Origin of the sequence: Nocardia sp. CA-135953, assembly GCF_050955735.1 — a bacterium.
Classification (GTDB): Bacteria; Actinomycetota; Actinomycetes; order Mycobacteriales; family Mycobacteriaceae; genus Nocardia.
This window is the reverse complement of sequence record NZ_CP192082.1, coordinates 6812861-6830202: the sequence shown is the minus strand read 5'-3', so window position 1 is coordinate 6830202 and position 17342 is coordinate 6812861. Positions and strand designations below refer to the sequence as shown.

The 17342-nt window shown below is 64.3% G+C and carries 18 protein-coding genes and 1 tRNA gene; 15 read left to right on the top strand and 4 right to left on the bottom strand.

The window, feature by feature from the left end:
• Positions 1-241 precede the first annotated feature (241 nt).
• The 10 genes from ACQPXH_RS31105 (at position 242) to ACQPXH_RS31060 (ending at position 10356) form a co-directional block, all read left to right on the top strand.
• Entirely contained in the window at positions 242-1006 is a 765-nt protein-coding gene (locus ACQPXH_RS31105; RefSeq protein ID WP_387286415.1) for an MlaE family ABC transporter permease, read from the top strand.
• A gap of 4 nt (positions 1007-1010) precedes the next feature.
• Positions 1011-1862, top strand: coding sequence for an MlaE family ABC transporter permease (locus tag ACQPXH_RS31100; protein WP_433599983.1), 852 nt, complete (start codon positions 1011-1013; stop codon positions 1860-1862).
• Between the two features lie 99 nt (positions 1863-1961).
• On the top strand, positions 1962-3095 hold the full coding sequence (locus ACQPXH_RS31095; RefSeq protein WP_433603635.1) for an MCE family protein: 1134 nt from the start codon (positions 1962-1964) through the stop codon (positions 3093-3095).
• Complete coding sequence (locus ACQPXH_RS31090; protein WP_433599982.1) at positions 3092-4120, top strand: MCE family protein; 1029 nt, start codon at positions 3092-3094, stop codon at positions 4118-4120. The genes ACQPXH_RS31095 and ACQPXH_RS31090 overlap by 4 nt, the downstream gene beginning before the upstream one ends.
• A complete protein-coding gene (locus ACQPXH_RS31085) occupies positions 4117-5184 on the top strand; it encodes an MCE family protein (RefSeq protein ID WP_433599981.1) in 1068 nt (355 codons plus the stop codon). The genes ACQPXH_RS31090 and ACQPXH_RS31085 overlap by 4 nt, the downstream gene beginning before the upstream one ends.
• Entirely contained in the window at positions 5181-6449 is a 1269-nt protein-coding gene (locus tag ACQPXH_RS31080) for an MCE family protein (RefSeq protein ID WP_433599980.1), read from the top strand. Before ACQPXH_RS31085 ends, ACQPXH_RS31080 begins: the two co-directional genes overlap by 4 nt.
• Positions 6446-7666 (top strand): MCE family protein, encoded by a 1221-nt coding sequence (locus tag ACQPXH_RS31075; RefSeq protein ID WP_433599979.1) that lies wholly within the window; start codon positions 6446-6448, stop codon positions 7664-7666. The genes ACQPXH_RS31080 and ACQPXH_RS31075 overlap by 4 nt, the downstream gene beginning before the upstream one ends.
• Positions 7663-9072: an MCE family protein gene (locus tag ACQPXH_RS31070; RefSeq protein WP_433599978.1), complete on the top strand. Its 1410-nt coding sequence runs from the start codon at positions 7663-7665 to the stop codon at positions 9070-9072. Before ACQPXH_RS31075 ends, ACQPXH_RS31070 begins: the two co-directional genes overlap by 4 nt.
• A 73-nt stretch (positions 9073-9145) precedes the next feature.
• On the top strand, positions 9146-9874 hold the full coding sequence (locus ACQPXH_RS31065) for a hypothetical protein (RefSeq protein ID WP_433599977.1): 729 nt from the start codon (positions 9146-9148) through the stop codon (positions 9872-9874).
• Positions 9871-10356, top strand: a complete 486-nt coding sequence (locus ACQPXH_RS31060; protein WP_433599976.1) for a h domain protein — start codon at positions 9871-9873, stop codon at positions 10354-10356. The genes ACQPXH_RS31065 and ACQPXH_RS31060 overlap by 4 nt, the downstream gene beginning before the upstream one ends.
• 369 nt (positions 10357-10725) lie before the next feature.
• Here ACQPXH_RS31060 and ACQPXH_RS31055 read toward each other — a convergent pair.
• From ACQPXH_RS31055 to ACQPXH_RS31045, 3 genes are all read right to left on the bottom strand, one after another.
• Positions 10726-10800, bottom strand: a tRNA-Thr gene (locus ACQPXH_RS31055).
• Positions 10801-10920: 120 nt separating this feature from the next.
• Positions 10921-11163, bottom strand: coding sequence for an MbtH family protein (locus ACQPXH_RS31050; protein WP_011207082.1), 243 nt, complete (start codon positions 11161-11163; stop codon positions 10921-10923).
• A 128-nt stretch (positions 11164-11291) separates the two neighbouring features.
• Positions 11292-12125, bottom strand: a complete 834-nt coding sequence (locus tag ACQPXH_RS31045) for an alpha/beta fold hydrolase (protein WP_433599975.1) — start codon at positions 12123-12125, stop codon at positions 11292-11294.
• 188 nt (positions 12126-12313) lie between these two features.
• On the opposite strand from ACQPXH_RS31045, the gene ACQPXH_RS31040 reads away from it, so the two are divergent.
• The 4 genes from ACQPXH_RS31040 to ACQPXH_RS31025 all read left to right on the top strand — a co-directional run bounded on the left by ACQPXH_RS31040 (position 12314) and on the right by ACQPXH_RS31025 (position 16590).
• Positions 12314-12484: a hypothetical protein gene (locus tag ACQPXH_RS31040; protein ID WP_169338030.1), complete on the top strand. Its 171-nt coding sequence runs from the start codon at positions 12314-12316 to the stop codon at positions 12482-12484.
• A 176-nt stretch (positions 12485-12660) separates the two neighbouring features.
• Positions 12661-14145 carry an alpha,alpha-trehalose-phosphate synthase (UDP-forming) gene (locus ACQPXH_RS31035; RefSeq protein ID WP_433603634.1) on the top strand — a complete coding sequence of 495 codons (1485 nt, stop codon included), beginning with the start codon at positions 12661-12663 and terminating at the stop codon, positions 14143-14145.
• A 214-nt stretch (positions 14146-14359) separates the two neighbouring features.
• Positions 14360-15085 carry a response regulator transcription factor gene (locus ACQPXH_RS31030; RefSeq protein WP_433599974.1) on the top strand — a complete coding sequence of 242 codons (726 nt, stop codon included), beginning with the start codon at positions 14360-14362 and terminating at the stop codon, positions 15083-15085.
• 8 nt (positions 15086-15093) lie between these two features.
• The gene (locus ACQPXH_RS31025) at positions 15094-16590 is read left to right on the top strand and encodes a sensor histidine kinase (protein ID WP_433599973.1); all 1497 of its coding nucleotides are present in this window, start codon (positions 15094-15096) and stop codon (positions 16588-16590) included.
• A 117-nt stretch (positions 16591-16707) separates the two neighbouring features.
• On the opposite strand, the gene ACQPXH_RS31020 is transcribed toward ACQPXH_RS31025, so the two are convergent.
• Entirely contained in the window at positions 16708-17001 is a 294-nt protein-coding gene (locus ACQPXH_RS31020; RefSeq protein WP_433599972.1) for a hypothetical protein, read from the bottom strand.
• Between ACQPXH_RS31020 and ACQPXH_RS31015 the strand changes: the two genes are divergently transcribed.
• Positions 16988-17341: a hypothetical protein gene (locus tag ACQPXH_RS31015; protein ID WP_433599971.1), complete on the top strand. Its 354-nt coding sequence runs from the start codon at positions 16988-16990 to the stop codon at positions 17339-17341. The genes ACQPXH_RS31020 and ACQPXH_RS31015 overlap by 14 nt on opposite strands.
• Position 17342 lies beyond the last annotated feature (1 nt).

The following is a 17342-nucleotide window of genomic DNA, read 5'->3' as shown; positions in this document are numbered from 1 at the left end:
CACCGATGCGGCGCTTGGTAGACATGGGAGTCGACGGTGCGTGACGCCTCACAAAGGTTAGGCCACCCTCAAATGACACCTGTTACAAATTCATGGGCCGAATTTGAGAAAAATGGCAGTTCAAATATGCCAAAAAGCTTCCTACGGCAATGTGAACGTGTTCTAATTGTTGCGGCGATGTGGCCGGGGTGAGGCATCGTGCGATGAGCAGAATCAGCAGGATGAGCAAGGAGGATCGTGCATGAACGAGGTCCTTGCTGTGCCATTGCGGGCAGTGGGCGGATTCTTCGAACTCGTTGCCGACGTCGCGCGGGCAAGCATTCGACGTCCGTTCCAAGGGCGCGAGTTCATTGATCAGGCCTGGTTCATCGCACGCGTTTCGATCATTCCGACACTGCTGGTGGCGATTCCGTTCACCGTGCTGGTGAGCTTCACGCTCAACATTCTGCTGCGCGAAATCGGCGCCGCGGATCTCAGCGGCGCCGGTGCGGCATTCGGTGCGGTCACCCAGGTCGGGCCGATTGTCACCGTATTGATCGTGGCGGGCGCAGGCGCCACCGCGATCTGCGCGGATCTCGGGGCGCGAACCATTCGCGAAGAGATCGACGCGATGCGCGTACTCGGTATCGACCCGGTGCAGCGGCTGGTGGTGCCGCGGGTGCTGGCCTCGATGTTCGTGGCATTGATGTTGAACGGCCTGGTGTGCACCATCGGCATCGTCGGTGGCTTCCTGTTCTCGGTGCTGCTGCAGGACGTGAATCCCGGCGCTTTCGTCAATGGCATCACGCTGCTCACCCATCTGCCCGAGCTGGTCATCTCCGAAGTGAAGGCCGGTTTGTTCGGGCTGATCGCCGGACTGGTGGCCTGTTATCTCGGCCTGAATGTCAAAGGTGGTCCCAAGAGTGTCGGTGATGCGGTGAACCAGACCGTCGTCTTCGCCTTTATGGCCCTGTTCGTGGTGAATGTCGTGGTCACCGCCGTCGGTATCAAGTTCGCGGCGCGGTGAGGCGATGGCATTCGTAATCCAATCCCGCTTTCCGCGTACCGTGCGGCGAGTGCGTCGCTTTTCGAACTCGCTCGATTCGCTGGGTAAACACGCGGTGTTCTATGCGCAGACAATCGGTTCCATCCCACGCGCACTGATTTACTATCGCACCGAGACCATTCGTTTGATCGCCGAAATCAGCATGGGCACAGGCGCTTTGGCGGTTATCGGCGGCACCGTGGTCATCGTCGGATTTCTCACGCTGTTCACCGGCGGCACCATCGCGGTGCAGGGTTACAGTTCGCTCGGCAATATCGGCGTCGAGGCGCTGACGGGCTTCTTCGCGGCATTCATCAATGTGCGCATCGCGGCGCCGGTGATCTCCGGAATCGGTTTGGCCGCAACCATCGGCGCGGGTTCGACCGCGCAGCTGGGCGCCATGCGGGTGGCCGAGGAGATCGACGCGCTCGAGTCCATGGCCATCCGGCCGGTGCCGTATCTGGTGGGCACCCGGGTGCTCGCGGGCATGATCGCGATCGTGCCGCTGTACGCGCTCGCGGTGATCTGTTCGTTCCTCGCCAGCCGATTCGCCACCGTGGTCATCTACGGGCAGTCGGCGGGCGTCTACGACCACTACTTCTCCACCTTCCTGATCCCCAGCGACATCCTCTGGTCCTTCGCCCAGGCGATCTTCATGGCCTTGGCGGTCATGATGATTCACACCTACTACGGCTACAACGCCGCGGGCGGACCGGTCGGCGTCGGGATCGCGGTCGGCAATGCGGTGCGGGCCTCGCTGGTCGCGGTGGTCACGGTGACGCTGCTGATCTCGCTGGCCATCTACGGCACCTCCGGCAACTTCCATCTCTCCGGGTAGAGCGGTATGGCAACGAAGCAATCGGGAAGCGGCCCAAACACTTCAGCCTGGGCCGCGGCACTGCGCGGCGGGCTCGGGCTCAAGCTCGCCGGGCTCGGCATGGTGATCGCGCTGGTCGCGGTCGTCTCCATCGCGATGGTCATGTTCTTCGGCGGATTCACCAAGACGGTGACCGTCACGGTGGACGCGCCGCGCACCGGCCTGGTGCTCGATCCCGACGCCAAGGTGAAGATCCGCGGGGTGGAGATCGGTCGGGTCTCGGAGATCGAGCAGACCGCCGACGGTGCGAAGCTGACGCTGGCGATGGATCCCGAACTGCTGAAGATGGTTCCGTCCAATGCGACCGTGGATATCAAGTCCACCACGGTATTCGGCGCCAAGTACATCAATTTCACTGCGCCGGACCAGGCTTCGTCGACCCCGCTGAAGCCGGGATCGACCGTGACGGCCGAATCGGTGACCGTCGAATTCAATACGCTGTTCCAGCATCTGACCGATGTGCTGCAGAAGATCGAGCCGGAGAAGCTCAATGCCACACTGTCGGCGCTGGGCACCGCGCTGCAGGGGCGCGGTGAGAAGCTCGGTGACCTGCTCGCCCGCAGCGATGCCTACCTGCGCGATATCAATCCGAGTCTGCCCGCGCTGCAACGGGATCTGGTCTCCTCGACCGGCGTCACGAATCTGTATGCCGACACCGTGCCGGATCTGCTGCGCACCACCGATAACGCGACGGTGACGGCCAAAACGCTCGTCGAGGAGCAGGAGAACGTCGATGCGATGCTGGCCGACCTCATCGGATTGGCCGATACCACCGGCTCGGTGCTGCACGAGAACGAACAGCCGCTGGTGACCGCGCTGGATCTGCTGCGTCCGACCACCCAACTGCTCGACGACTACAAGCCCGCGCTGTACTGCCTGGTCGTCGGCCTGGCCAATGTGCTCCCGATCGGTGAGGACATCTTCGGCGGACGGTTCGACGCGGTGCCGCTGAATGCGAGTTTCATGCCGGGCGCCGACGCCTACCAGTACCCACAGGATCTGCCGAAGGTGAATGCCACCGGCGGGCCGCACTGCGAGGGCGTGCTGGACCGGGTGCCGGACAGCCATGCGAACTTCGTGGTCACCGATACTTCCGAGGGTCATGTGTGGACGCCGTCGACGACGACACATCTGAACGGGCCCAAGGTGTTCCAGTTGCTGTTCGCCGGATTGCCGGGGGTGGGGCAGCTGTGAAACCGCGCGCGACAACGCTCAAGCTGACGATCTTCACGCTGGTGATGGCGCTGGTATTGGCCGGGCTGGTGGTGGTGTTCAGCCAGATGCGCTTCGCCAGGGAGACCGGCTATCACGCGGTCTTCACCAACTCCTCCGGCATGCTGGACGGTGCCAAGGTTCGAATCGCCGGTGTGCCGGTGGGTTCGGTAACCGGTGTGCATGTCGGCAAGGACAATCTCGCCCACGTCGATTTCGACGTGGACAGCAAGTACCGGCTCTACACCAGCACCAAGGCGACCATCCGCTACGAAAACCTGGTCGGGGACCGGTATCTCGAACTGCTCGAAGGGCCGGGCACCGCGAAGGTGATGTCCAAAGGCAGCACCATCGGCCTCGATCGGACCTCGCCCGCACTCGATCTGGATATGTTGCTCGGTGGCTTCAAACCGCTGCTGCGCGGACTCGATCCGGCTCAGGTCAACGATCTGACCGAGGCGCTGCTCCAGGTTTTCCAGGGCCAGGGCGGCACGCTCGTCGCGCTGCTGAACAGTTCCGGATCGTTCGCCAAAACCCTCGCCGATCGAGATGCGTTGATCGGCAGCGTGATCGAGAATCTGAAGACCGTGCTCGCCACGATCGATGACCGCGATCAGCAGTTCGCCACCACACTCGAGGAATTGCAGCGGCTGGTCAGCGGTTTGGCCGCCGACAAGGATCCGATCGGTGCGGCCCTGCCGCGGATCGCCGGTGCGACAGGGGATCTGACCGATCTGCTGCAGCAGGCCCGGCCGGATCTGAAGACCACCATCGAGCAGACCGGCACCGTCGCCGCGACTCTCGACGACGGCTCCGACACCGTCCAATGGGTGCTCGATCGGCTGCCCGAAACCTACAAGAAGCTGGTCCGGATCGGTTCCTACGGGTCGTTCCTGAATATGTACGTGTGCGGCACGAACTTCATTGTCGACGGGCCGGACGGCAAGCCGATGCACATCACCCTGCCCGGTATGCAGACGACGGGAAGGTGTGCGAAGAGCCGATGAAGGAAACTCGATCACGCGCGGTCTCGCTCGGCATCATCGGCATTGTCGTCGCGACGACGGTCTCGCTGTCCGCACTGCAGGTCGACCGGCTGCCGTTCATTCGCTCCGGGGCGACCTACACCGCGTACTTCGCCGATGCGGGCGGACTGGTTCCCGGTGACAATGTGCAGGTCGCCGGGGTGAAGTCGGGACGCGTCGAGCAGGTGAAGCTGGACGGTGCGAAGGTCTACGTCCGGTTCACGCTGGACGAGGGAATTGTGCTTGGCAATAAGACGAGTGCCGCCATCAAGACCAATACGGTGCTCGGCCGCAAATCGCTCGAGGTGACTCCGGCGGGCAGCGGCTCGACCCGGACGAACGACACGATTCCGCTGGACCGCACCACCTCGCCGTATTCGCTCACCGACGCGCTCGGCGATCTGACGAATACCGTCAAGGGCTTGGACATGGACCAGGTCAACCGGACGCTGGACGCGCTGTCCACGACCTTCGCCGATACTCCGGCGCCGCTGAGGTCAGCACTCGACGGCGTCACCCAGCTCTCGCGCAGCCTGAATGCCAGGGACAAGGCGCTGACCGAGTTGCTCGGCCGGGCACAGAACGTCACGAAGGTGCTCGCCGATCGCAGCAATCAGATCAACGCGCTGCTGGTCGACGGCAATGACCTGCTCGGCGAACTGGATCGGCGGCGCGGTGCGCTCAGTCAGTTGATCGTGTACATCAACGGGCTGGCCCAGCAGCTGACCGGCCTCGTCAACGACAACGAGAAGCAGCTGAAACCCACACTGGACCGGCTGAATTCGGTGCTCGCACTGCTGCAATCCAATAAAGACAACTTGTCGAAGGCACTCGATGGACTCGGCCCGTTCTCGGCCGCGCTCGGTGAGCAGGTCGGCAGTGGTCCATACTTCCAGGCTTATGTCTCGAACGCGACCACGCGCGGCCTGCAGATCCTGGTCGACGCGTTGGTCTGGCCGCAGCATGTGCCGGACTCCTTCCGCGCCTATCTGACCGACCCCGCGTTGCCGTCGATCGAGCCCGCGATTCAGGAGCCGCCGCGATGAATGCATTGCGCACTGTTCGTTCGGCACCGCAATGGGTGCGGGTGCTCGCACTTGTCGTCATCGCCGCGCTGGTGATCGCCGGCGGGTGGACACTGATATCGCGGATCGGAAAGACCTCGATCACCGCGTATTTCCCGTCCACGACCGGCCTGTACGCCGGTGACGAGGTGCGCGTGCTCGGAGTCGAGGTCGGCCGGATCGACTCCATCGATCCCGGTAAGGACCAGGTCCGGGTCGCGATGACACTCGATCGCGGCATCGAGATCCCCGCGGACGCCAAGGCGGTCATCATTTCGCCGTCGCTGGTGTCGGCGCGATTCATCCAGTTGGCCCCGGCCTACACCGGCGGGCCGAAAATGCACAACGGCAGCGTGATTCCGATCGAGCACACCGCGGTTCCGGTCGAATGGGATGACATCAAGGCCGAATTGTCCAAACTGGCAACGACATTGGGGCCGGTCGGTGATGACGAGCAGGGCTCGTTCGGGCGGTTCGTGAACACCGCCGCCGATAATCTCGGCAATGGCAATGCGGAGGCGTTGCGCGATACTCTGCGCGAGCTGTCGCACACGCTGAGTACGTTGTCGGACGGGCGCACCGATCTGTTCGGCACCATCCGCAATCTGCAGCAGTTCGTGGATGTGCTGTCCAAGAGCAACGATCAGATCGTGCAGTTCGGCGGCCGGCTCGCCTCGGTCTCGTCGGTGCTCGCGAATGTCTCCGGTGATCTCGGTGCCGGACTGGACAATCTCGATATCGCAGTCGGTGATGTGCAGCGGTTCATCCAAGAGCGCGGCGGGGCGCTGACCGAGGGGGTGCAGCGGCTGGCCGAGGTCACCCAGATCCTCGCGGATAAGCGGCCCCAGCTCGAGCAGGTATTGCATGCCGGGCCGACGTCGCTGGCGAACTTCTATCAGATCTACGACCCGGCGCAGGGCAGTCTCACCGGTGCCGTCGTCGCGCCGAACTTCGCCAATCCGTTCGCCTTCCTCTGCGGCGCGGTCGAGGCGAACGACGCGAACGGTTCCGATCAGAGCGCCGCCTTGTGCCGCCAGTATCTGGCACCCGTCATCCAGCAGCTCATGATGAATTACCCACCGCTGCTCGCGAATCCGGTTTCCAACCAGACCGCGTTCCCGCATCAGCTCGTCTACAGTCCGCCGAGTCTGGCCGCGCGCGGGCCGAGTGATTCGGTGCCGCAATCGGATCCGGTCACGGTGCCGAACGGCATCGCCGGGCTGGCCATTCCGGGAGGAGGGCGATGATGCGCACGCGAATGGCCGGTGCGGCGATCGGATTGGCCGTCGTGCTCGGAGTCAGCGGCTGCGAGTGGGACGGGCTCAATTCGCTGCCCATGCCCGGTACAGCCGGAAGTGACAACGCCTACGAAGTCAAGATCCAGATGCCCAATGTCACCACGCTGACCCGTAATTCACCGGTCCGCGTGAACGACGTGACGGTCGGCACGGTATCGAAGATCGAGGTCGAGGGCTGGCATGCGCTGGTCACCGTCTCGTTGAACAACGATGTGAAGCTGCCCGCCAATGCGACCGCCCGAATCGGGCAGACCAGTCTGCTCGGCAGCAATCATCTCGAACTCGCCGCGCCGAAAGATGTTCCGGCACAGGGCGAGCTGAAGAACGGTGATCTGATCCCGCTGGATCGGGCCGGTGTCTATCCGACCACCGAGCAGACCCTGTCATCGCTGTCGGTGGTGCTCAACGGCGGCGGCATCAGTCAGCTGGAAACCATTACCCATGAACTCAATGCCGCATTCAACGGTCGCGAGGATGCGATCCGCGATTTGCTGCCACAGTTGACCGAGCTGACCACCACACTGGATTCCCAGACCAAAGACATCATCGATGCGATGGGCGGGCTGGACCGGTTCGCAGGCACACTGGCCAAGCAGAAGGATCGGGTGGCCGCGGCGATCGAACAGATCCATCCGGCGCTCACCGTGCTCGCCGATCGGCGCGAGGACATCACGCATACCCTTACCGCCCTTGGTGATCTGAGCGATGTCGTGCAGCGGATCATCGCGCAGGGTGGGGACAATCTGAAGGCGAATCTGGCGAATCTGGCACCCGTGCTGGAGACCTTGGCCAGCACCGGGAACAGCCTGGTCGAGGTCCTGAAGCTGATCTTCACCTTCCCGTTCCCGATGAAGAACCTCGATCACGCGGTCAAGGGCGATTACATGAACCTGATCATGACCGTCGACATCACGGGCAAGCGATTGGATTCGAACTTCCTCACCGGCACTCCGCTCGGCGGTCGGTTCGGTGGGGTGGAGGGTGCACTCGGCGGTCTGGCCGGGACGGCGGAGGGCAATAGCAATCCGGCGACGGCACCGCTGCAGTCACCCGGCGCGACTCCGGCTCCGACGCCGAGTATCCCTGGGCTGCCGCCGATTCCGGGTCTGCCCGCGATTCCCGGCCTCACCGTTCCGCCCGCCGGGCAGGAAGGTGCGGGCCGATGAAACTCACGCGATTCGTCAAGATCCAGTTGGCCATCTTCTCGGTGCTGACGGTGATCGGCTTGGTGGTGATGGGCGGTACCTATGTGGGACTGCCCGCCATGTTCGGTATCGGCCGCTACGAGGTGACTGTCGAACTGTTGGCCACCGGGGGGCTGTACCCGACGGCCAATGTCGCCTACCGCGGCACGAATGTCGGCAAGGTGGAAGAGGTTCGGCTCACCCCGACGGGGGTGGACGTGAAGCTGTCCATCAAGAGCGATTACAAGATTCCGTCCGATGTCGACGCGTGGGTGCGCAGCGTCTCGGCCATCGGTGAACAGTATGTCGATCTGGTGCCGGTCGCGAATGCCAAGGGCGGCAACCTTTCCGACGGTTCGGTGATTCCGGTGGATCGCACCGAGCTGCCCGAGGATATCGGCACCGTGCTCGATCGCTCCGATCGTCTGCTGTCCAGCATTGCCGATACCAAGCTGCGGCAGGTGATCGACGATGCGTTCAAGGCCTTCAACGGGGCCGGACCGGATCTGCAGAAGTTCATCGATTCCGCATCGCTGCTGGTGCAGGAGGCCCAGGCGAATGCCGAGCCGACCAAGGATCTGCTGGAAAAGATCGGGCCGCTGCTGGATACGCAGAATCAGTCCGATGCGGCGATCCGGTCGTGGACCCAGGACCTGGCGACGGTGACCGACCAACTGCGCGCCCATGATCCGGCGCTGCGCAATGTGATCGAGAAGACGCCCGGCGCGGCACAGCAGGTGAGTTCGCTGTTCCAGGACCTGCGCCCGACCCTGCCGATCCTGCTGTCGAATCTGGTCAGCGTGGGTCAGGTCGGGGTGACCTATCACTCGGGTCTGGAACAGATCCTGGTGATCTATCCACCGCTGACCGCCGCGTTCCTGACGGCCATCCGCGGTCCCGTCGAATACGGTGCCGTGGTGGACTTCCACCTGGAACTCAACGATCCGCCCGGTTGCACCACCGGCTTCCTCACGCCGGAACAGCGCCGCTCACCCGCCCAGCTCGACACACCGGACACGCCGCCCGGGCTGTTCTGCAAGGTGGCGCAGAACGCCAAGGAGGCCGTGCGCGGTATCCGCAATACGCCGTGCATGGAGGTGCCGGGTAAGCGGGCGCCGTCGCCGGAGCTGTGCCGCGACCCGAACGGCTATGTGCCCGAAGGCAATAACCCGGCCTTCGGTCCGCCGCAGCCGGTGACACCGTCTGGTGACCCGATCGGCGATCAGGGCTCGACCCACCCGGCCGCACACAGTACGACATTGGATCCCAGCAGTGGGACTTTCATCGGACCGGACGGACGCACGTACCGTCAGGGGGATATCGGAAAGGACGGATCCGGCACGATACCGTCGAGTTGGCAGGCGATGCTTCAGGAGCAGCAGCAGTGAGAGAGCGCAGCGAACGAACCATGTCACAGCGTGCTTCGCGCATGCCGGAACCGAGCGTCAGCGAGGTGCGGGCATGAATGAATCCAGTGTGGTCAAGGCCCGGTCCAGGCGACGGGCGGTGCGTTCGGCGGGTCCGCCGCCGGAGGACACCCTCCCACTCGAGACCGAAGGTGTCGAGCTGACCAAGGCCGTCGATGTCACCGTCAAGGTGACGAAATCGGAGTCGGACGGTCCGAGCGAGGATGCCGAACCCGTGACCACGCTGGAGATACCCAGCGTCGCGGATGTCATCGACGACGCTCCGAAATCCGGGCCGCCGCGCTGGGTGCTCATCGCCGGTGCCGCCACGGCCGCGGTCGTGGCGATCGCGCTGGTGATCGGCACCGGATTCTTCGCCTACAACCTGCACACCGCATCCGACCGCGATGCGCGGCGCGCGGACTACGTGCAGACCGCCAAACAGGCGATCCTCAATCTCACCACCATCAAGGACGACACCGCCAAGGCCGATATCGACCGCGTCCTCGCGGTGGCCTCCGGCGAACTCAAGGCCGAATACTCGCAGCGCAAGGACGCCTACGCGAGCGTGGTGGAACAGGCCAAGGTGAAGGCCACCGGCGAGATCATCGAATCCGCCATCGAGAGCGAGGACGGTGATTCGGCACGCGTGCTGGTCGCCGCCAAGCAGACCCTGACCAATGCGGGTATGGCGGATCCGCAGACGCGGTACTACCGATTCCGGGTCACCGTCACCCGCGGCGACAGCGGGATCACCGCCTCACAAGTGGAGTTCGTGGCATGAGCAGGCGTCTGATTCTGGTGGCTTCCGCGGTCGCCCTCGTCATCGTTGCGCTGGCGGCCGTCTGCGGCGTCACCGGGTACAAGTACTGGAACGACCGCAAGAGCGAACAGGCGCGCACCCAGGTCGTTCCCGCGGCGCAGCGCACCGTCGAAGCGATGTTCACCTACAACTTCAAAACGGTGGACGCCGAATTGCCGAAGGCCGCCGACAATCTCGGCGGCAGCTTCCGCGACGACTACCTGAAACTGATCAAGGAAGCCATCGCCCCCGGCGCCAAGGAAAAGGAACTCAACGTCCAGGCCACCACCCAGGCCACCGGCGTAGTCTCCGCCGCCCCCGCCCACGCCGTAGTCCTGCTCTACCTGAACCAGGTAACCACCGGCAAGGACTCCCCCCAAGCCAACATCACCACCAGCCGAGTCCGGGTAACCCTGGACAAGAACGACACCCGCTGGCTCGTTTCCGCAGTAACACCGATCTAGCGGGCCGCAGCCGCTGTCACGGGATCCGGTATCGCCGATGAGCGATAGCCGGCTAGGGGCAGGCCGGCGATCGCTGTCCATCGGCGACGATCTGCGCACACACCCAGCCATTATCCAGCCGCCACGCGTGTCTACCCGAGCGTGAACGGGCGTGCCGTGATCGACGTGCTGGGCTGGAGCGCCCCTGTCGGGATTGAACTGACGACCTTCGCTTACACAATCGGCAGGGTCTCTGTTACGTGAACGAGCGCGCCGTCACCGACGCGCTCGGCTGGAGCCCCCCGTCGGGATTGAACTGACGACCTTCGCTTACACAATCGGCAAGGCCTCTGTTACGTGAACGAGCGCGCCGTCACCGACGCGCTCGGCTGGAGCCCCCTGTCAGGATTGAACTGACGACCTTCGCTTTACAAGAGCGGTGCTCTACCACTGAGCTAAGGAGGCGGACGGTTCTTACAAACGGTGCTAATCATAACCGGGCACGCCAGCTGCGTGACACCGGCTTTACGGTGCCACGCAGTGACGGTTCAGCAGTGGGCCCGGCGCAGTATCGGATACCGCGGGTCAGGACTGGGCGCCCTGGCGGGCCGCGTCATCGGCGGCCATTGCGTCACGCAGGCTCTTCGGACGCATATCGGTCCAGTTCTTCTCGACGTACTCCACGCACGCGGCGCGGCTGTCCTCGCCGAAAACGACTCGCCATCCGGCCGGAACCTCCGCAAAGGCCGGCCACAGCGAATGCTGTTCCTCATCGTTTACCAGAACGAAGAAGCGACCGTCTTCGTCATCGAAGGGGTTGGTGCTCAATTTCACCTCACTGGATACTGGCGCATGTACGGGATCGCTCTTGGCTCGTCCAACGCTGTCGAGCGCCGGAAGCTCCCCGAGCGTTGTGTCGACCCTAGCAAGGCAGACGTTACGCGTAGGCAGTTACCTCAGGCCGCGAAGAAATCGAGCAGGATCTTGTTCACCGCTTCTGGACGCTCGAGATAGCCGTAGTGCCCCGCATCAGGAACTTCCAGGTAACGCGCACCCGGAATGGCCTCGGCAACCTCCCTGGACAGATACGGCGGAATCATCCGATCGTCGGCGAATCCGATGGCCAGGCACGGCACCTTGATGCCGCGGTAGGCCTGCACCCGGTCGAAATCGTGGTCCATCCGGCGCTGGGCGCGGATACCGGGCGTCACCGCACCGCCGGTGAATTCGAACAGATCCAGCCAGTCGCGGGCAGCGTTCGGATCGGCCATGGTCGCGGGCGACATATTCATCACCGCGGTCACGGCGGCCTCGTACTTCGCGGGCAAGCTGACCCCGCTGGCGTCGAGTTCGTGTTCGCCGAGCGAGAGCGTTTTCTGGAACTGGTCGAGGCGGCCGTGTCCGGCCATGAATACGGCCTTGCGCACCAGTTCCGGACGCGCCAGCGCGAGTTCCTGCGCCACCCGCGCGCCCATCGAGGTGCCGACCACCAGCGCGGGACCCTCATCGAGCAGTTCGATGAGTCCGGCGGTATCGCCGACCAGCTGATCGATGGTCATGCCGTCGGGTGCCTCATAGGACGGTTTGATGCCGCGATTGTCGAATGTGCAGACCCGATATCCGGCCTTGACCAGCGCCGGGACCTGATGCAACTCCCAGACCCGGCCCGGGCTACCGGTGCCCATGATCATGACGACGAGCGGACCCGCGCCCTTCGGCTCCGTGCCCTTGGTTCGGTCGCCCTTGACCTGGTAGTTGAGTGAAATTCCGTTCACCGTGGCCAGCGGCATATCGACCCTTTCGTGGAGTTGGTGCTGCGTTCCCACGGTATAGGGCTTCGGTTTTCGGCGAGCAGGCGAAGGGTATGACGCCGAACGTGTCGGAGGTCACTCGGATCCGGGTGCGGCATACCGCCGTGGTGGCCAGATACCATTGACTATTCGCACGTACGAGCGTACTCAGCCGGGAGGACAAGAAGATGGCCGCGAAGAGCAGCGCGAACGACATCGCGGACGACGATCTGGAACCACTCGCCGACGAGACCGCCCGTCAGGCGCAGCGAGTTGTCGCGGCCTACGCGGAGGATGCGGACGAATGCCGGATGCTGCTGTCCATGCTGGGCATCGGGCCTAACTCTCGAGGCGAGTAACCACCTCGACGTCAACGGGGCCGTCGACTATTCACAACTTCAAACGCCGAAAGCGACGCGCAAAGGATGCGTGAGTGGACCAGATGACCCAACAGCCGTCCGAGGACTCCGAACACGCCTTTCTAGAGACCCCATCCGAACCCGACACCACGGTGGTCCCCTCCGCACTCGCCGAGATGAGCGGGGCCGGTTCCGGCTTCGTCGTCGTCGCCAACCGGCTGCCGGTCGATTTGGAGAAACTGCCCGACGGTTCCACCCGCTGGAAGCGCAGCCCGGGCGGTTTGGTGACCGCACTGGAACCGGTGCTCCGCAATAACAAGGGGGCGTGGGTCGGCTGGGCCGGCGTTCCCGATGTCGATATCGATCCGATCATCGAGGACGGCCTGGAACTGCATCCGGTGCAGCTGTCCGCGGAGGAAGTCTCCGAGTATTACGAGGGCTTCTCCAACGGCACGCTGTGGCCGCTGTACCACGATGTGATCGTGCGCCCGGTCTATGACCGCGCCTGGTGGGCCGCCTATGTCACGGTGAACCGGCGCTTCGCCGAGGCCACCGCGAAGGTCGCCGCCGAGGGCGCGACCGTCTGGGTGCAGGACTACCAACTGCAGTTGGTGCCGAAGATGCTGCGGATGCTGCGCCCCGACCTCACCATCGGATTCTTCCTGCACATTCCGTTCCCGCCCGTCGAACTGTTCATGCAGATGCCGTGGCGGACCGAAATCATCGAAGGTCTGCTCGGCGCCGACCTGATCGGCTTCCACCTGCCGGGCGGCGCGCAGAACTTCCTCTACCTGGCCCGCAGGTTGGCCGGCCAGCCCACTTCGCGCGGCACCGTCGGTGTGCGGTCCAAGCTCGGCGTGGTGCAGGTGGGCTTCCGCACGGTCCGGGTCGGCGCGTTCCCGATTTCGATCGCCTCGGCCGAACTCGATGAGCATTCGCGGCGCCGCTCGGTCCGCGAACGGGCCGCGAAAATCCGAGCCGAACTCGGCAATCCGAAAAATATCCTGCTCGGCGTCGACCGCTTGGACTACACCAAGGGCATCGATATCCGCCTGGCCGCGCTGGAGGAATTGCTGCTGGAGAACAGGCTGGATCCAGCCGATACCGTCATGGTGCAGCTGGCCACCCCGAGCCGTGAGCGGGTGGAGAGCTATATCCAGATGCGCGGCGATATCGAGCGCCAGGTCGGCCGGATCAACGGTGAATTCGCCAGAGTCGGCTATCCGGTCGTGCACTATCTGCACCGCCCGATCCCTCGTGACGAACTCGTCGCCTTCTTCGTGGCCGCCGACGTCATGCTGGTGACGCCGCTGCGTGACGGGATGAACCTGGTCGCCAAGGAGTACGTCGCCTGTCACAGCGGTCTCAACGGAGCGTTGGTATTGAGCGAATTCACCGGTGCCGCGGCGGAATTGCGCCAGGCTTATCTGTGCAACCCGCACGACCTGAACAGTGTGAAGGATGCCGTCATCTCCGCACTGGACGACGACCGCGATACCCGTCGTCGCCGAATGCGCTCTATGCGCCGTCAGGTGCTCGCCCACGATGTGGACCGCTGGGCGCGTTCATTCCTGGAGGCACTAGCGCAGGACCAGGTCGCAGGCAGCGCGCTGCTCACCGACGACGATGTGTACCCGGAGTCCCGAGCACCCCGGCGATAACCCCACCACCACGGAGCGTGTCTTACAAGCGACCCGTTCGCGGCCCGTCTCGCGTCCGAGTCGTCGAAGCGCATGCGACGAAGTCGCGAGTCTCGACGGCTCGGACGCGAGACACCAGGGGGCCGCGAACACGCCGCGCCCGCGCGGCCAACTTCACAGCATTCACCCAGCCAAGGTCCAGACAGTTCCCAGTCGATTGCCGGACTATGAAGCAATGAGTGGTGCGCCTGCGGAGTCCACGCCCGAGGCCCGAGTGCTGGTGGTGGACGACGAACCCATGATCGTGGAGCTCCTGTCGGTGAGCCTGCGCTATCAGGGGTTCGCCGTCGATACCGCTATCGACGGGGCGCAGGCGCTGGACAAGGCGCGCACCTTCCGGCCGCAGGCACTGATCGTCGATGTGATGATGCCCGGTATGGACGGCTTCGGGCTGCTGCGCCGACTGCGCGCCGACGGCATCGACGCACCGGTGCTGTTCCTGACCGCGCGCGACGATGTGCAGGACAAGGTCGCCGGACTCACCCTCGGCGCCGACGACTACATCACCAAACCGTTCAGCCTCGAGGAAGTAGTGGCCCGGCTGCGAGTTGTCCTGCGCCGCTTCGGTCATGCCGCGCCGCAGCGCGAGAGTTCACGACTCCGGTTCGAGGACATCGAGCTCGACGACGATACGCACGAGGTGTGGAAGGCGGGCGAGCCGGTTGCGTTGTCGCCCACCGAATTCACCCTGCTGCGGTATTTCATGGTCAATGCCGGGACGGTGTTGAGTAAGCCGCGCATCCTGGATCATGTGTGGCGCTACGACTTCGGGGGTGAGGTTGGTGTGGTCGAAACGTATGTCTCGTATCTGCGCAAGAAGGTCGACACGGGGGATCAGCGTCTGATTCACACGTTGCGTGGTGTGGGCTACGTGATGCGCGCGCCGAATCGCACGCGCTAGTACGAGAAATGACCACGTCTCGGCTCGAACAGACCCGTCGCAAACTGGCACGCGCTTCTTCTGCGATTCCGCTGCGGGTCACGCTGGTGCTGGCGCTTGTACTGCTTGCCGCGCTCGGACTGTTCGCATCCGGCATGGTCGTCACCTCGGCGCTGGAGAATTCGCTGCTGCACCGCACCGACCAGCAACTTCGCGATGCGGTGATGGCGTGGTCGCGGCCGCGGCCGCCGATTCCTTCGAACCCGTCGCATCCGTCCAGCACCTTCTATGTCCACATCGAGCCCACCCCGGGCGGCAACGGCACGACCTATCTCGAGACCAGACCGTTCAACGAGGAGGCCGAGCCGGAATTGCCGCGACTGCCCGATGTGCGGCCGACCACGGATCCGCCGGGCAGCAAGGTCCTCACCAGAGCGGTGACCGTCGGCTCCAAGAACGGTTCGACGGTCAAATGGCGGACCATGACGGCGGTGTCACCCGACACGACGACAACGATCGCGATACCGCTCACCGAGAACATCGACACGGTCAATCGACTGATCATGTTGCAGCTCATGGTCGGTGCCGCGGTGCTCGCCGCGCTGGCGGTGCTCGCCTACTTCGTGATCCGACGCAGTCTGCGGCCGTTGCGCGCGGTCGAGAAGACCGCCGCCGCCATCGCCGACGGTGACCTGCATCGCCGAGTTCCGGTGCGCGGCACCAACACCGAGGTCGATCGGCTGTCCCAATCGCTCAATGGCATGCTGGCCCAGATCCAACGGGCCTTCGCCGCGACGGAAGCCTCCGAATCGGCGGCCCGGCGCTCCGAGGCGAAGATGCGCCGCTTCGTCGCCGACGCGAGCCACGAACTGCGCACCCCGCTCACCACCATCAGCGGCTTCGCCGAACTGTATCGACAGGGCGCTACCGCGGATCCGGCCATGTTCATGGACCGTATCGAACACGAGGCCCAGCGCATGGGGCTCTTGGTCGAGGACCTGTTGATGCTGGCCCGCTTGGACGCACAGCGCCCGCTGGAACTGGGCCCGGTCGATCTGCTAGCCATCGCCAGCGACGCCGTGCACAATGCCCGCGCCGTCACCGCGGCCAGTTGCGAGGAGGGTCCCCGCCGCTCCGTCGAGCTGGAAATCCGTTCGGGCACTGGAACATTGGAAGTGACCGGCGACGAAGCGCGGCTGCGTCAGATACTGGCCAACCTGCTGAACAACGCACTTACGCACACACCACCGGACACCGACGTCAAGGTCCGGCTGACTCCCACAGACGACGAGGTCCTGCTGGAGGTCGCCGACACCGGTCAGGGTTTGCCGCCCGAGGAGACCGAGCGCATCTTCGAACGCTTCTACCGCACCGACACCTCCCGCACCCGTGCCAGCGGCGGCACCGGTCTCGGCCTGTCCATCGTCCAAGCCTTGGTCGATGCCCACAATGGCACCGTGAGCGTGGAGAGCGCCGAGGACGAAGGCACCACCTTCACCGTCCGCCTCCCTCGCGAAAGTCGCTGAGCGACCGCACTGCTGTGGCCACTCGGGGGCTGGGTTGGTGGAGCACTCGCCGTGGTAGACGAAAGGTCGTCAGTTCGAGAGTGTGGCACCGTCCTTGGTGAGGGTCGCTCGAGCGGGTCAGCCCTCCCGGCCCGTCCATGGCTTGATCTGCCCAGCCGCGACCAGGGCATCCCACGCCGCTGCCTTGCGCGCGCAATCGGGCACCCGGCAACCCCGATGCCGCTGCATTGTGCGCCGCGCTTCCGGCACGCCGAGTGGACGGTCCGGCGCATCGTGCGGGAATCCGATCGGCCCGGCAGCCGCGTCCATCTCGCTCAGCTCTCGGGCTACTCGATGCTCGATCTCGTCGACCGACCGCCCTTCGGGGATGTCCGATATCGGCCAGACGACCACCGCGATGACGACGGCCAAGGGCAATCCGAAGTCCGATGCCTACGTAGCCACGACGTTGTCGTGGATCGGTGATCCCGCCGCCGAAGCTTATGCGCGGAATGTCCTCACCGATCTCGCTGGCGCTGCGTCTGTCCGGCCGCGTCGAATCGCCACGGCGAATATAGATCTGGGCTTGGCCCTGGTAGCGGCCGACAAACCGGATGAGGCGGCAGACGTCACGCTCACGGCCGTGACTTCCGGCCGACTGGTCCCGTCCAACTATTGGCGCGTCGCGGAGGTGGTCTCCGGGATCGAAGGGCGGGATGCGCCGGATGCGGCGACCGTCCGCGAGGCGTTCCGCGACACCTATACGGACTAGG